Annotated in this window: 14 protein-coding genes and 1 pseudogene; 8 read left to right on the forward strand and 7 right to left on the reverse strand. The window is 78.7% G+C overall.

The features are described from left to right. Window positions 1–35: 35 nt before the first annotated feature. On the forward strand, window positions 36–2633 hold the full coding sequence (locus FN207_RS08690) for a DEAD/DEAH box helicase (RefSeq protein WP_246065894.1): 2598 nt from the start codon (window positions 36–38) through the stop codon (window positions 2631–2633). 27 nt (window positions 2634–2660) lie between these two features. On the opposite strand, the pseudogene FN207_RS27510 reads toward FN207_RS08690, so the two are convergent. From FN207_RS27510 to FN207_RS08705, 3 genes and pseudogenes are all read right to left on the reverse strand, one after another. Further along, a pseudogene (locus FN207_RS27510) lies at window positions 2661–3002 on the reverse strand (Rv3654c family TadE-like protein); the annotation flags it as partial. Further along, a complete protein-coding gene (locus tag FN207_RS08700) occupies window positions 2999–3331 on the reverse strand; it encodes a TadE family type IV pilus minor pilin (protein WP_142458025.1) in 333 nt (110 codons plus the stop codon). The pseudogene FN207_RS27510 and the gene FN207_RS08700, both read right to left, overlap by 4 nt. A gap of 38 nt (window positions 3332–3369) precedes the next feature. Next, complete coding sequence (locus FN207_RS08705) at window positions 3370–3621, reverse strand: DUF4244 domain-containing protein (RefSeq protein ID WP_142458027.1); 252 nt, start codon at window positions 3619–3621, stop codon at window positions 3370–3372. 220 nt (window positions 3622–3841) lie between these two features. On the opposite strand from FN207_RS08705, the gene FN207_RS08710 reads away from it, so the two are divergent. The 7 genes from FN207_RS08710 (at window position 3842) to FN207_RS08740 (ending at window position 10889) form a co-directional block, all read left to right on the forward strand. After that, window positions 3842–5263: a glycosyltransferase family 2 protein gene (locus FN207_RS08710; RefSeq protein WP_246065896.1), complete on the forward strand. Its 1422-nt coding sequence runs from the start codon at window positions 3842–3844 to the stop codon at window positions 5261–5263. Continuing rightward, complete coding sequence (locus FN207_RS08715; protein ID WP_142458031.1) at window positions 5260–6441, forward strand: exosortase/archaeosortase family protein; 1182 nt, start codon at window positions 5260–5262, stop codon at window positions 6439–6441. The genes FN207_RS08710 and FN207_RS08715 overlap by 4 nt, the downstream gene beginning before the upstream one ends. Next, window positions 6438–7487 carry an ATP-grasp domain-containing protein gene (locus FN207_RS08720; protein ID WP_142458033.1) on the forward strand — a complete coding sequence of 350 codons (1050 nt, stop codon included), beginning with the start codon at window positions 6438–6440 and terminating at the stop codon, window positions 7485–7487. Before FN207_RS08715 ends, FN207_RS08720 begins: the two co-directional genes overlap by 4 nt. Next, on the forward strand, window positions 7484–8635 hold the full coding sequence (gene wecB / locus FN207_RS08725; RefSeq protein ID WP_142458035.1) for a non-hydrolyzing UDP-N-acetylglucosamine 2-epimerase: 1152 nt from the start codon (window positions 7484–7486) through the stop codon (window positions 8633–8635). The genes FN207_RS08720 and wecB overlap by 4 nt, the downstream gene beginning before the upstream one ends. Next, on the forward strand, window positions 8632–9369 hold the full coding sequence (locus FN207_RS08730) for an HAD family hydrolase (protein WP_142458037.1): 738 nt from the start codon (window positions 8632–8634) through the stop codon (window positions 9367–9369). Before wecB ends, FN207_RS08730 begins: the two co-directional genes overlap by 4 nt. A 116-nt stretch (window positions 9370–9485) precedes the next feature. Next, window positions 9486–10025, forward strand: a complete 540-nt coding sequence (locus FN207_RS08735; protein WP_142458039.1) for a hypothetical protein — start codon at window positions 9486–9488, stop codon at window positions 10023–10025. Window positions 10026–10154: 129 nt separating this feature from the next. Beyond that, window positions 10155–10889 (forward strand): PIG-L deacetylase family protein, encoded by a 735-nt coding sequence (locus FN207_RS08740; protein ID WP_142458041.1) that lies wholly within the window; start codon window positions 10155–10157, stop codon window positions 10887–10889. A 50-nt stretch (window positions 10890–10939) separates the two neighbouring features. Here the strand turns inward: FN207_RS08740 and FN207_RS26645 are convergent, their stop codons facing one another. The 4 genes from FN207_RS26645 to ssd are packed head-to-tail and all read right to left on the reverse strand — an operon-like array spanning window position 10940 to window position 14665. Continuing rightward, complete coding sequence (locus FN207_RS26645; protein ID WP_246065897.1) at window positions 10940–11677, reverse strand: type II secretion system F family protein; 738 nt, start codon at window positions 11675–11677, stop codon at window positions 10940–10942. Further along, window positions 11650–12447, reverse strand: a complete 798-nt coding sequence (locus FN207_RS26650) for a type II secretion system F family protein (RefSeq protein WP_221888100.1) — start codon at window positions 12445–12447, stop codon at window positions 11650–11652. Before FN207_RS26650 ends, FN207_RS26645 begins: the two co-directional genes overlap by 28 nt. Next, window positions 12444–13583, reverse strand: coding sequence for a TadA family conjugal transfer-associated ATPase (locus tag FN207_RS08750; protein WP_142458043.1), 1140 nt, complete (start codon window positions 13581–13583; stop codon window positions 12444–12446). Before FN207_RS08750 ends, FN207_RS26650 begins: the two co-directional genes overlap by 4 nt. Then, window positions 13580–14665: a septum site-determining protein Ssd gene (ssd, locus tag FN207_RS08755; RefSeq protein WP_142458045.1), complete on the reverse strand. Its 1086-nt coding sequence runs from the start codon at window positions 14663–14665 to the stop codon at window positions 13580–13582. The genes FN207_RS08750 and ssd overlap by 4 nt, the downstream gene beginning before the upstream one ends. Between the last annotated feature and the right edge of the window lie 10 nt (window positions 14666–14675).

The raw sequence follows: 14675 nt of genomic DNA on the forward strand, positions 1-14675 counted from the left end.
CCCCATCCGGCCGTGAGGGGTCATCGGGGGGTGACGTGTCCCGGGAGACGCCGGCCGGCAGTGCGCCGGCCGTCCACGGGGCGGCCGCCGGGCACGGGTCGGCCGTGCCGCCGGCGGGCAGCGTGCCGCCGGGGGCGGAGCTGCTCGAGGACCTGCTGGCAGGCACCGCCGAGGAGGAGTCCCCGGTCACCCACGTGCACCGGCTCGCGGTGCGGCGGAGCCGGACCCTGCCGTGGCCGGAGTGGGTCGACCCGGCGCTGCGCGAGCGGCTGGAACAGCAGGGCGTGGCTGAGCCGTGGCGGCACCAGGTCGAGGCCGCGCAGCTCGCCCGCGCGGGCACCTCGGTCGTGGTGGCCACGGGCACCGCGTCGGGCAAGTCGCTGGCCTACCAGCTGCCGGCGCTCACCCGGCTCGTGGAGGACCCGCGCGCCTGCGTCCTCTACCTCGCCCCGACCAAGGCCCTGGCCCGCGACCAGCTGGCCTCGGTGGCCGCGCTCGCCGACCCGTCGGTGCGGCCGGCGGCCTACGACGGCGACACCCCCGCCGAGGAGCGCGACTGGGTGCGCCGCCACTCGCGGTGGATCGTCACCAACCCGGACATGCTGCACCGCGGCGTGCTGCCGGCCCACCAGCGCTGGTCGTCGACCCTGCGCAGGCTGGCCTACGTCGTCATCGACGAGTGCCACGCCTACCGCGGGGTGTTCGGCTCGCACGTCGGGCACGTGCTGCGCCGGCTGCGCCGCATCTGCCGCCGCTACGGCGCCGACCCGGTGTTCGTGCTGGCCTCGGCGACCGTGGCCGAGCCGGCCGCGGCGGCGACCCGGCTGGTCGGGGCGCCGGTCGTCGCCGTCACAGACGACGGCTCGCCGCGCCCGGGTGCCACGTTCGCGCTGTGGGAGCCGCCGCTGACCGAGCACACCGGTGAGCACGGTGCGCCGCTGCGCCGGTCGGCCGCCGCGGACACCGCCGGGCTGCTGGCCGACCTGGTCGAGCGCGGCGCGCGCACCCTGGCGTTCGTCCGGTCGCGGCGCAGCGCCGAGACGGTGGCCGAGCAGGCCCGCCGGCTGCTGGCCGACCGCGGCCGCGGCGACCTCGTCCGGCGGGTCGACTCCTACCGGGGCGGTTACCTGCCCGAGGAGCGCCGCGAGCTCGAGCGGGCGCTGTCCGCGGGCGACCTGCTCGGGGTCGCGACCACCAACGCCCTCGAGCTCGGCATCGACATCGCCGGTCTCGACGCCGTGGTGCTGGCCGGCTACCCGGGGACGCTGGCCTCCCTGTGGCAGCAGGCCGGCCGGGCCGGGCGCGCGCAGCGCGAGTCGCTCGTCGTCTTCGTCGCCCGCGACGACCCGCTGGACCACTACCTGGCCCACCACCCGCGCGCGGTCTTCGGCCGGCCGGTCGAGGCCACCGTCACCGACCCCGCCAACCCCTACGTCCTCGGCCCGCAGCTGTGCTCCGCGGCCGCCGAGCTCCCGCTGACGCCCGAGGACCTGCCCGACTTCGGCGGCCCCGTGGCCGAGGCCCGGCTGGAGGAGCTCGTCGCCGCCGGCGACCTGCGGCGGCGCCCGGCCGGCTGGTACTGGGCCGGCCGTGGGCGTCCCGACGTCGACATCCGCGGCAGCGGCGGCGAGCCCGTGGCGATCATCGAGGGCGACACCGGACGGCTACTGGGCACCGTCGACGGCGGCGCGGCCCACTCGACCGTGCACACCGGCGCGCTCTACGTGCACCGCGGCGACACCTTCGTCGTCGACGAGTTCGACCCCGACGACGCCTGCGCCGTCGTGCACGCCGAGAGCCCGGAGTGGACGACCGTGGCCCGCGACGTCACCGACCTCTCGATCGTCGACGTCGAGCGGACCCGCCGGCTGGGCACGGTCACCGCGCACACCGGCGTCGTCGACGTGACCAACCAGGTCGTGGCCTACCAGCGGCGGCGGGCCGGCACCGGCGAGGTGCTCGCGGAGTTCCCGCTGGACCTGCCCGCCCGCCAGCTCCGCACCCGCGCGGTGTGGCTGACCCTCGACGCCGACGCGGTGGCCCGCGCGGACGTCGACGACCTGGCACTGCCCGGCTCGCTGCACGCCGCCGAGCACGCCGCCATCGGGATCCTGCCGCTGCTGGCCACCTGCGACCGCTGGGACCTCGGCGGGCTGTCGACCGCGCTGCACCCCGACACCGGCACCGCGACGGTGTTCGTCTACGACGGGCACCCGGGTGGCGCGGGCTTCGCCGAGCGCGGGTACGCCGCGCTGCGGCGGTGGCTGCGGGCCACCCGGGCCACCGTGGCCAGCTGCGAGTGCGAGAGCGGCTGCCCGTCCTGCGTGCAGTCGCCCAAGTGCGGCAACGGCAACGACCCGCTGGACAAGGCCGGCGCGGTGCGCGTGCTCGACGTCGTCCTCGACGAGCTGGCCGCCGCGGAGGGCGCGGGGGACGACGAGGACGGCGACGGGGCCGACGGCGGGACCGGCACCGCGCACGTCATGCCGACCGGTCCGGTCCGCGGCCTGCTGCGCCGGCCCGGCGTCGGACGGCCCCCCACCCGGCCGGAGGCCGAGGCCGGGGACCCGCCGGCCCCCGAGGGACCCGCCGACGCGGGCGGCGGGTACGTCGAGGACGACCTGGTCTTCTGAGCCCTCCGGCGGCACCGGCCCGGCTCGGGCGAGGCCCTGCGCCCGGCGGGTGCCCAGCGGCCCGAGCGGGACGGTGACCGCCACCCGCACGTCGACGACCGCGCCCTCGCCGACCGTGCACCCGGTGAGGACCGCGCCGTTGGCCTCGGCGACCTGCGCGGCGGCCGAGCACTCGGCCGGGTCCCCGGCGACCGCCCGGGCCGCGGCAGCGAGCGCCGCCAGATCGGCGGCGGACCCGGCCCGGTGGCGGGCGACGGCGGCCGCGCCGACCAGGACCGCCGCGAGCCCGACGACCGCGAGCACACCGGCCAGCGCCACCGTCCAGACCGTCGCCGACCCGCGCTCGCCGGCCTCCCCGCGCCAGCTCATCCCGGCTCCACACCGGGCTCCAGGCGTGCGACAGCGCTCGCCCCGACCCCGACCGCCGGCCCGACGCCCAGCGGCGGCACCCGAGCGCTGACGGTGACCCGCACCTCCCCGCCCGCCACGGCCACCGCGGTCACCGCCCCCGCGGGAGCCGCGCGTGCCGCCAGCGCGCGCACCTGCGCCACGTCCTCGCCGCGGGCCGCCGCGCGGGCGCCCTCGCGCGCCGCGTCCACGCAGCGCAGGTGGGCCCCGACCACCACGACGGCGGACACCACGGCGGCGAGCACGAGCAGCAGCACCGGCAGCACGACGGCGGTCTCGGCGGTGACCATGCCCGCCTCCTGCCGCTCGCCCCGGGGTCGGCGGGGAGTCAGGACAGGACCCCGAGGGCGGAGTCGACCAGGTCGCCCAGCGCGGTGACGACCGAGCCGCCGGTCACCACGCGGTAGAGGACCGCGGCGAAGGCGCAGGCCGCCACGGTCCCGACGGCGTACTCGGCGGTGCTCATGCCCGCCTCGGCGGTGGCGAGGGCCCGCGCCCACCGGCGTCGCAGCCGGCCGGGCCCCCGGGCCGCCGGGGCACTGATGGCGGGGACGTCAGGGCTGGGGTGGTCGGCGGTCACGGGCTCCTCCTCGGGTCGTCGGCCCCGGACGCGGGGCGCACCCCGACCCTCGCCGCCGCGGGCCGGCGGACCGGCGTCCGCGGACCGGCTGTGGACGACGGGCGCCCTGTGGACGGCGCGACGCCGGCTGTCGGCCCTTCCGCTTCAGCTGGGCCCCTCAGGTGCCGTATCAGCCATGAGGTGGCGCGGCCGCACCACCCAGGCGGCGGGAGGAGGACCCGTGGCACATCCCGACCGCCCCGAGGGCCGGCCGCTCGTGCTCGCCGGTTACGCCGTCGCCTTCGCCGCGGCCGCCGTTCTCTTCGGCTTCGACCGGACGCTGGGCGTCGTCGCCGGCGCCCTCAACGTGGTGTTCGGCATCTACTTCTGCCGGCACCTCGCCTTCGCCGTCGCCGCAGCCCGCTGGGCCGAGCGCGACCTGCTCGCCGCCGACGTCGGCCTGGACACCTACACGCCGCCGGTCGCGGTGCTGGTCGGCTGCAAGAACGAGGAGCTCGTCGTCGACGGGATGGTCTCCGCGCTGCTGGCGCTGGACTACCCGGCCGACCGGCTCACCCTCGTCGTCGTCGACGACGGCTCCGACGACTCGACCGGCCCGAAGCTCGACGCCTGGGCGGCGCAGGAGCCGCGGCTGCGCGTGCTGCACCGCCCGCCGGGTGCCGGCGGGGGCAAGTCCGGCGCGCTCAACGAGGCCCTCGCGCTGGTGGACGCCGAGATCGTGCTGGTCTTCGACGCCGACCACGAGCCCGAGCCGTCGTCGCTGCGCCGGCTGGTGCGGCACTTCCGCGACCCGGTGGTCGGCGCGGTCATGGGCCGGTGCGTCATCCGCAACGGCAAGGACTCGGCCATGGCCGGGACGGTCTTCGTCGACTACCTCTCCGGCTACCTGGTCAACGAGTACGGCCGGCAGGCGCTGTTCGAGCTGCCCGCCTACGGCGGCGCCAACTGCGCGGTCCGCATGAGCACCCTGCGGGCGCTCGGCGGCTGGAACCCCGAGACCGTCACCGAGGACACCGACCTCACCCTGCGCGTGCTCATGGCCGGGCAGCGGGTGCGCTACGACGTCTCCGCGATCGACTTCGAGGAGGCGGTGGTCAGCGCCCAGCGCTTCTGGAAGCAGCGCTACCGCTGGGCCCGCGGGCACCAGAAGTGCCTGCGCGACTACTGGTGGCCGCTCATGCGCACGCCGTACCTCTCCCCGGTGGAGAAGGTCGAGACGTCCCTGTTCCTCGCCGTCTACCACGTGCCGATGCTGTCCGGGCTCGGGCTGCTGCTCACCGTCCTGCGCGCCTTCGGCGTCGGGGACCTGCCGATCGTCGGGCTGCTCCCGCTGTCGATGCTGCTGTTCATCGGCCCGCTGGCCGAGCTGTGCGTCGGCCTGCTGGTCGGCCGGGTGGAGCGCCGCTCGGCCTGGCGGCTGCTCGGCTTCCTGCCCGCGTTCGCCCTGTCGATCTGGATCACCTCCCGCGCCTACGTCGACGGGATGCTCGGGCGTCCCTACAGCTGGGTGAAGACGACGCGGTCGGGCGCCACCTCGACCGTGCGGCCGGCCGCGCCCGCCCCGGTGCCCGCCGTCCCGGTGTCCGCTCCGTCCGGCAGCCGGCCGCGCTCCTTCGCCGTCCCGCCCGGGGAGGAGCGGTGAGCGCCGCCGGCCTCGCGCTGCCCCCGGCCCGCCGCCGGCCCTGGCGCGGGTCCACGCGGCGGCTGCTGCCGGTCCTGCTCGACCTCGCGGTCGCCGCGGCGATCTGCGTCCTGGGCTTCCGCTACCTGTCCGGCCCGCTGCAGGTGCTGGAGGCGGCCGGGGTCGCCCGGGTGCTCGGCTGGATCGCGCCGGGACAGGCGTCGGGCGTGCTCCCGCAGCACGTCCTGATCTTCCCCGACGGCGGCGGGATCATCGACGCGGTCGTGACGGCGTCGTGCTCCTCGGTGCTGTCGGTGCTCGGGCTCACCGCACTGACCGCCGTCGTCCTGCGCAGCCGCAAGCTGCACGCCGTCGGTGGCCTGGTCGTGGCCGTCGGCGCCCTGCTGGTCCTCAACCACGGCCGGCTGCTGCTCTCGGCCTGGGCGGGCCTGCAGTGGGGCGAGGGCGCCCTCGTCCTCTTCCACGACTGGGTCGGCACGGTGTGGAACCTGGTCGCCACCCTGGGGGGCTTCCTGCTCATGGTCTGGGTCACGCTGCCGGCGCTCGAGCGGGCCGAGCAGGACGTCGCGGGCCGGCACACCGCCCGCCGGCCCGACAGCTGGGCCCGTCCCGGCCTGGGCTACCGCGCGCCCGAGGGCGACGAGGCACAGGGCCGCCGGCGGCGCACCACCGTGACCGGGCTGCTGCACCGCCACGTGCTCCCGCGCCGGCTCTCGGGCTGGCTGGCCGCCCGCCGCGAGGCCGCCCGCGTGGACTACCGGCTCGGCCACCTCCCCCCGGACCGCCGGGCCGACCGCATCCGCGAGCTGGCCGCCGACGGACTGGGGGCGCACAGCGCCTCGCTGGTGGCCGTGGCCACCTACGAGACCGATCCGGCCGTGCTGGACTGCCTCGCCGAGTGCGTCGCCGCCCGGCAGTGGGAGCCGGTCACCGACGCCCGCGTCTCCGCGCTGCGCCTGTGGGCCCGGGGCTGGCTGCTCGCCCGGCCCGCCGTCGACCGGGACGAGGCCGCCCGGACGGGGACCGCGCCGCAGCCGACGGTCCCGGTCGCCCGGATCGCGGTCCCGCCGGCCGTGCCCCGGTCCGCTGAGCCCCCGCCCGCAGCGCCGTCGCCGAGCACGGCCGCCCCGCACCCCGCCACGTTCGCCCGCCCGCACGACTCGGAGACGCCCCGGTGACCTCGACCCTGCACCCCGCGCCCACTCCCCCGTCCGAGGACACCGGCGCCGGTCGCGCGGCCGTGCTCGTCACCGGCGCGGGCGGCCCGGCCGGCGTCGCGGTCGTCCGCCGCCTGGTCGCCCTCGGGCACCGCGTGGTCGGCGTCGACGCCGACTGGTCGGCCGCCGGCTGCGCCCTGGCCACGGTCGGCGCGGTCGTCCCGCGCGCGGACCACGTGCGCTTCGTCGACGCCCTGGTCTCCCTGGCGACGGCGCACGGCGTCGACGCGCTGATCGGCACGGTGGCCGAGGAGCTCCCCGCCCTGGCCGCCGGGGCGTCGCCGCTGGCCGCGGCCGGCGTCGCCACCTGGCTGCCGTCGGTGAACAGCGTGGAGCTGTGCTGCGACAAGGCCGCCTTCGCCCGGACGCTGCGCGACGCCGGGGTCCCCCACCCGGCCACCACCGGGACGGCCGCGGGGCTGGCCGCCGTCCCTGGGCCCTGGGTGGTCAAGCCGCGGGCCGGCCGCGGGAGCCGCGGGGTGCGCCTGCTCGACAGCCGGTCCGCGGTCGCCGAGGCCCTCAACGAGGACGCCGCGCTGATCGCGCAGACCCGGCTTCCGGGGCGCGAGTTCACCGCCGACGCCCTGGTCGGCCGCGACGGCGGCCTGCTCACCGTGGTGCCGCGCTGGCGCGACGACACGAAGGCGGGGATCTCGGTCAAGGGCACCACCTTCGACTCCCCCGCCGTCACCGACGTGGTCGCGGCGGCCCTCGAGGCGGTGCGGCTGACCGGCCCGGCGAACGTGCAGGGCTTCGTGGCCGACGACGGCCGGGCGACCGTCGTGGAGATCAACCCGCGCTTCTCGGGCGGGCTGCCGCTGACGCTGGCCGCCGGCGCCGACGTCGTCAGCGCCTACCTCCGGGGCATCCGGGAGCCGCAGGCCGCGCTGCCGCACCTGTGGTTCACGCCCGGCGTGCGGATGAGCCGCTACTTCGCCGAGACCTACACCGGGCCGGACGGCGCACCGGTGGCCGACCCCTCCGTCGCACGGGCGGTGTCCGCATGAGCCGCAGCCGGCACGTCCTCGTCCCCTTCGGCACCCGGCCGGAGGTGGTCAAGCTCGCCCCCGTCGTGGCGGCGCTGACCGCCGCCGGGCACCGGGTCGACGTCGTCGACACCGGGCAGCACACCGACCCCGCCCTCTCCACGCGGCTGCAGGAGACCCTCGGCCTGGCGCCGACGTGGCGCTTCGCGCTCCCGGCCGGGGACCCCGCCGCACGGCACGGCGCGCTGCACGCCGACGCCGCCGGCGCGGTGGCCCGCTCCCGCCCGGACGTCGTGCTGGCCCTCGGTGACACCAACACCGTGCCCGCCTACGCCCTGGCCGCGCGGGGCGCCGGCGTGCCCTTCGCCCACCTGGAGGCCGGGCTGCGCAGCCTCAACCCGCGCAGCGTCGAGGAGGTCAACCGGCGGGTGGCCGCGGCCGTGGCCGCGTTGCACCTCGCCCCGACCCGGCGGGCCGCGGCGTTCCTCGCCGCCGAGGGCGTCCCTGCCGAGCGGGTGTTCGTCGTCGGCAACCCGGTGGTGGACACGCTCGTGGCCCGCGGCATCCGGCCGGTGCCGGTGGCGCAGCGGCGCGGCGTCCTGGTGACCGCCCACCGCCCCACCAACGTCGACGACCCGGTGCGGCTCGAGCGGCTGGTGGGCGTGGTGCGCGCGCTGGCCGACCAGGTCGGGCCGGTGACCTTCCCGGTGCACCCGCGCACCGCCGCCCGGCTCGCCGCCGCCGGTCTCGACGCCGAGCTCGAGCACCCGGCGATCACGCGCAGCGGCCCGGTGGACTACGACGCCCTGCTGGCCGCGCTCGCCTCCGCGCGCCTCGCGGTCACCGACTCCGGCGGCATCCAGGAGGAGGCCGCCTACCTCGGGGTCCCCGTGGTCGTGCTGCGTGGGTCGACGCCGCGGTGGGAGGGCGTCGAGGCCGGGACCACGACCCTGGCGGGCCTGGCCGACGACTGCGCGGCCGATGCCGTCCTGGCCGCCGCCGCGGCGCACACCGGAGCCGAGGGCCAGGCCCGCGCCGCCGGGCTGCCCTGCCCCTACGGCGACGGCACGACCGGGCCGCAGGTGGCCGCCGTCCTCGCCGACGAGGCGACCGACGCCCTGCTGGCCCTCGACGAGCCGGACTTCACCGACGGCCGGCTCCCGTGGTGAGCGCCGCCCCTCCCTGGGACGGCCTCCCGCCCCTGGCCGTGGTCGTCGACCTCGACGACACCCTCTACCCGCAGGCCGCCTACCTCGCCGCGGCGGCGGCCGACGTCGGGACCGCCGCCGCGTCGGCCGGCCTGGACGGTCCCGCGGTGCACGCGGCGCTGGTCGCGGAGCTCGCGGCCGGGTCCGACACCGGCGGCACCATCGACCGCGCGCTGCTGGCCACCGGCGTGCCGGCCGCCGACCTCCCCCGCCACGTCCCCCCGCTGGTCGCCGCCTTCACCGCCTGCGCACCCGACCGGCTCGAGCCCTACCCGGGCGTGCGCGAGGCCCTCGCGACGCTGGCCGCCGCGGTCCCCGTGGGCTGCCTGACCGACGGCAACCCGGTCATCCAGCAGGCGAAGCTCGCCGCGACCGGCCTCGCTCCACTGCTCGGGGAGGTCCTGGTCACCGACACGCTCGGTGGGCGGGCGGCGCGCAAGCCCGCGCCCGCGGGACTGGTCGAGCTGGCCGCGCGGCTCGGCGTGCCCGCCGACCGCGTGCTGGTCATCGGCGACCGCCCGGGCAAGGACGTCGCCGTCGCGGCCGCGGTGGGCGCCCGGGCGATCCGCGTCCGGCAGGGCGAGTACGCGACCGTGCCGGACGTCCCCGCGCCGTGGGCGGTGACCGCCTCGTTCCCGGAGGCCGCCGCACTGGCACGGGGCCTCGTGCGCGCCGCCGTCCCCGCGGCCGGCTGAGCAGGCGCGTTCCCTCCTGCGGGTGATCCCGGCGGCGGCCACCTGCACCGGCCCGTCCCGCCGTCCGATGCCCCTTCGGTGGGGCGGAGTGCGCCCCGGTCCGGAAGGGGTTGCACATGGCAGGCAGGACGCGGCGGCGCAGGGCGCCGCTCGGGGCGCGGCTGGCGGTGATCGCCGGGATCGTGCTGTCCGTGGTGCTGCTGACGCCCGGCGCGGCCAGCGCCCACTACGGCTGGATCCGGCCGGTGGTCACCTGCGTGACCCCCGTCCAGGGCGGGTCGTGGACGGCGGTGTTCGGCTACACCAACACGACGTCGTCCACGCTCACGGTCAACCGCGGCAGCCTCAACGACATGACGCCCGACCAGTTCGACGGCAAGCAGGTCACCCACTTCTCGCCGGGGACCCGCCAGGGCGTCTTCTCCGTCTCGGTGCCGGCGTCGATCACGACCGTCCAGTGGCAGGTCTACGGCGTCTACGGCATCGCCCGGCGCGACAGCAGCACCCGGTGCCCGTCCTCGACCGAGCTGCCGGCCGACGGCAACGGCATGGGCGTCGTCATCGCCCTGGCCGCCGCCGGCGCGGTCGGTGGCACCTCGGTGTACGTCTCGCGGCGGCGCCGCGACCGCGGGGCCCCGGTCCCGACCGAGGGCTGAAAGGTCGTACACGACCGGACCTCCCCCCACAGAGGGAGGTCCGGTCGCCGCACTGGAGGGCGCCGCACGCGGCGCCGATGGACAGGTGTCGGGCGGGAGGCCGCCCCTGACGGGGAGAGGACGGCGGCCATGGACGGCGCGACGACGAGGACCGCGGGACGCAGCGTCCTGGCCATCGGGGCGCACCCCGACGACGTCGAGCTCGGCTGCGGCGCGACGCTGATGGCGCACGTCGCCGCCGGCGACACGGTGACCGTGCTGGTCATGACCGGCGGCGAGAACGGCCCCGGCGACGACCGCCAGGTGGCCGGCCGGCGCGCCGAGCAGCAGCGGGCGGCCGAGCTGATCGGCGCGCGACTGGTGTGGGGCGGCCTGCGCGACTGCGAGGTCGTGGCCGACTCGGCGACCGTCCGCCGCATCGAGCAGGTGCTGCAGGACACCGCCGCCGACCTCGTCTACGTGCACGCCCCTGACGACAGCCACCAGGACCACCGCGCCATCGCCGCCGCCACCCTCGGCGCGGCCCGGCGCCTGCCGCGGGTCCTGCACTACCAGAGCCCCTCGACACTGACCTTCACACCGAGCGTCTTCGTCGACGTCACCGCCTTCCTGGCCGGCAAGCTCGACGCCCTGGCCGCGCACGCCTCGCAGGTGGAGCGCTCGGCGATGGTCGAGCCCGACGCCGTGGTCGCCTCCGCGCGGCACTGGGGAGCGCAGGCGCGCATCGGCTACGCCGAGGCCTTCCAGCCCACCCGCATGGTGCTCGACCTCGCCCCCGCTCCCCGGCCGGTGCCCGCCTCGGTCCCGGCCTCGTGGTCGCTGGTGCCGGCGCACACCGCGTCGATGCCGGCCCGCGGCCGCTGACCTCGCGCCGGGCGGCGCCTCACCAGGACCCGCACCACTGCAAGACCGCGTCACCGGAACACCTGCCCGGCGATACCGATGACCATCGGCGCGATCCCCAGGCACACGAAGGCCGGCAGGAAGCACAGCCCCAGCGGCGCCAGCACCCACACTCCCGCTCGCCGCACGCCCGCCTCGGCGCGGCTGCGGGCGGCCGCGCGTGCCTCCGCGGCGAGGACCCGCAGCGCCGGTGCCGCGGCGGCTCCGGACTCCCCCGCCCGCACCAGGACCCGGCCCAGCCCGGCGAGCTCCGGCGGAGCGTCGTGCCAGGCCGTGCGGGGGGCCGCGCCCAGCCGCAGCCGGCCGGCGACGGCGGCCAGCGCGTCCCCCAGCGGCCCGGGCAGGGCGGAGGCGACGGCGCCCAGCGCTCCGCCCACCGTGAGCCCGGCGGCCAGACAGACCCCCAGCAGGTCGCAGGCGACGGGCAGCTCCTCGGCCGGGAGCGAAGCGGCGGAGCCGTCACCGGGGACCCGCCGCAGCCACCGGTCGGCGAGCACCCCCATCACCGCACCGAGCGCCACCCCGGTCCCGCCGCCGAGCAGCAGCGCCACGGCCAGGCCGGCGAGCACCGGCAGCACGAGGCGCCGGCCCGGCCCGGACGTCCCGGTCCTCCGCACCGCCGGCGGCACGCCCACCGCCCGCAGCCGGGCGCTGCGGGCCGCGACCGGGGACGGCCAGGCGACCAGCGCACCGGCGACGGCCAGCAACGCGGCGGCCTCGGTCACCGCAGCGCCCGGCGCACCAGCCACGCCGACCAGGCCAGACCGGTCGCCTCCAGGGCGACCCCGGCGACGAGCAGGACCTGGCCGACGGGAGTGGTGGTGAGCACGGTCCACGGACGGGCGCCGATGCCTCCGCCCATCGCGAGCGCCAGCAGGGGCAGGCCCGCCAGCAGTGCGGCGCTCGCCCGCGGGCCGGCGGTCACCGAGCCCAGTTCCTCCCGCTGACGTCTCCGGGCGCGCAGGTCGTCCTCGACCGCACCGGCGACGGCTGCGAGAGAGCACCCGGTGCGGTTGCTGAGCCGCACGGCCGCCGCGAGCCGCTCGAGCGCCCGCTCCAGCTCCGAGGAGCCTCCCGCCGGGAGTGCGTCCGGTGCGCGGAGCGCGCGGGCGAGCCCCCGGGCCGCGTCGGCGTCGGGGACGACCGCGACGGCCGACGCGGTGGCCGCCGCGAGCGGTCGGCCGCTGCGCAGCTCGGCGGCCAGCGCGGCCAGGGCGTCGGCGAGGACGTCGAGGACCTGCTCGTCCCGGCGGCGGTCGCTCTGCCGGAGCACGGTCCGGGCCGCTCCGACGCTCACCGCGGCCGCGAGGACGGCCACCAGCGGCGGGCCGGCCAGCGCTCCGGCGGCCAGCCCCGCGGCGCCGGCGAGCAGCGGCCAGGCGGCCGGGGCGCCGGCCACGGACCGCACCGCCGTCCCCCGCGACCGGCCCACGAGCCGCCGCAGCCGCTCGCGCCGCCGCGCCGCCCCGCCCGGCCAGGCCAGCAGCGCGAGGGCGCCGGCCAGCAGCGCCCCGGTCACGCCGCACTCCCCTCGAGCAGGCCGGCCAGCCGTTCCGCGCCCGGGCACGGACCACCGTCGGCCCGCCAGCCGGCATCGACGGCGACCAGGTCGCCGTCGCGTCGCACCACCCCGATCTCGGCCACCTGCCGGCCGCCCGGGGTGCGCCGGAGGTGGACGACGACGGCGAGCGCGGCCGCGGCCTGGCTGTGCACCGCCCGCCGGTCCAGGCCCGCCGCCACACCCAGCGCCTCCAGCCGGGCCGGCACCCCCCCCGGCCGGTTGGCGTGCAGGGTGCCGCAGCCGCCGTCGTGCCCCGTGTTGAGCGCGGCCAGCAGGTCGGTGACCTCGGCGCCGCGCACCTCGCCGACGACCAGCCGGTCCGGCCGCATCCGCAGCGCCTGGCGCACCAGGTCGCGCAGGGTGACCTGCCCGGCGCCCTCCACGTTCGGCGGCCGGGTGAGCAGCCGGACGACGTGCGGGTGCGCCGGGGTCAGCTCCGGGGCGTCCTCGCAGAGCACCACCCGCTCGCCCGGCGGCACCTCCCCCAGCAGGGCCGAGAGCAGCGTCGTCTTGCCCGATCCGGTGCCGCCGGTGACCAGGAAGGCCAGCCGCCGACGCACGACCGCCCGCAGCAGCGCCTCCGACGCCCCCGGCAGCGTGCCGCGCGCGGCGAGGCCGGCCAGGTCCAGCGAGCACCGGCGCAGCACCCGCAGCGACAGGCAGGTGCCCCTCCCCGACACCGGTGGCAGCACCGCGTGCAGCCGGGTGCCGTCGGGCAGGCCGGCGTCGACCCACGGCGCGGCGTCGTCGAGCCGGCGGCCGGCGCTGGCGGCCAGCCGCACCGCCAGGCGGCGGACGGCGTCCTCGTCGGGGAAGCGCACGTCCGCCGGCTCCAGGCCGCTCCCCCGGTCCACCCACACCTCGCCGGGGCCGTTGACCAGCACGTCGGTGACACCGGGCGCCCGCAGCAGCGGCTCCAGCGGCCCGGCGCCGGCCAGCTCGGACACCGCGTCGCGCACCGCGTCGAGGACGTCGGTCTCGCCGAGCAGGCCCGCCTCCTCCCGCACGAGCGCCGCGACCGCCGCCCGGCTCGGCGGTCCGGGCTCCAGCGCCAGCCGGGCGCGCACCCGCTCGACCAGCGGCAGGCCGCTCACGCCGCGCGCTCCGGCCGGGCGAGCTCCACGAGCAGCAGGCGGGTGAGTGTGCCCAGCGGGCTGCGTGGCGCCACCGAGGGCGGCTCACCGCGCTCGCCGCGGGACGGCGCGCCGCGGTCGTGCACCAGCTCGGCGAGGACCGGGGAGCCGGTCACGGCGGCGACCTCCGCGGCCGACAGCCCGCCCGGCACGGAGCGGACGACGACCCGGGCCGCCGACCACGGACCGCCGGCCACCAGCGACCGCGCGGCCGAGGCGGCCCGCAGCCGGGCCGGCACGACGAGCACCGCGAGGTCGGCCTCGGCGAGGACGGCCTCGGCGGCGGGATCGGTGCCGGTCCCCCGCGGCAGGTCGACGACCACCGGCAGCCCGCACCCGCGCGCGGCCTCGACGACGGCGGCCAGCGCCTCGGCGGGCACCGGCGCGGGGTCGTCGCGCGCGGCGGCGAGGACGTGCACGCCGCCGGCGGCCTCGGGGAGGGCGGCCAGCAGCGCGTCACCGGCCAGCCTGCCGCGCACCCCGGACAGCGCGGGCCAGCGCAGGCCGTCGGCGTCCTCGGCGCCGAGCAGCAGGTCCAGCCCGCCGCCCCACGGATCGCCGTCGACCAGCAGGACGCCGTCGCCGCGCGCCGCGGTGGCGACGGCGAGCGCGGTGGCGAGCGTGCTCGCACCCGCTCCGCCGCACGCGCCCCCGACCACCGCCAGCCAGCCGCGCTCCACCGGCGAGCGCACCGCCTCACCGGCCCGGGCGGCCAACCAGGCCTCGTCGTCGGGCAGGACGGCGACCCGCTCGGCCCCGAGCTCGACCGCGGCCGCCCACGCCGGTGCCGGCAGCGCCCCCGCCGCGACGACGACCACGCCCGAGCGGCGGGGCAGCGCGCGGACGGCCGGCGAGGCGAGGACGTCGGCGCCGAGCAGCACCAGCCCCGCCTCGCGGTGCGCGCGGCGCAGCGCCGGACCGCCGGTGGCGACCTCGGCCTCCGTGCCGGCGGCGGCGAGGACGCGCAGGACGTCGTCGAGCAGGTCCTCGTCGGCGCTGACGACCAGCGGGCGGAAGGGTGGGGAAACGGGACGCGGGTGCACGCGGCGAGCC

The sequence above is a fragment of the Geodermatophilus aquaeductus genome (assembly GCF_900182545.1).
Taxonomy (GTDB): Bacteria; Actinomycetota; Actinomycetes; order Mycobacteriales; family Geodermatophilaceae; genus Geodermatophilus; species Geodermatophilus aquaeductus.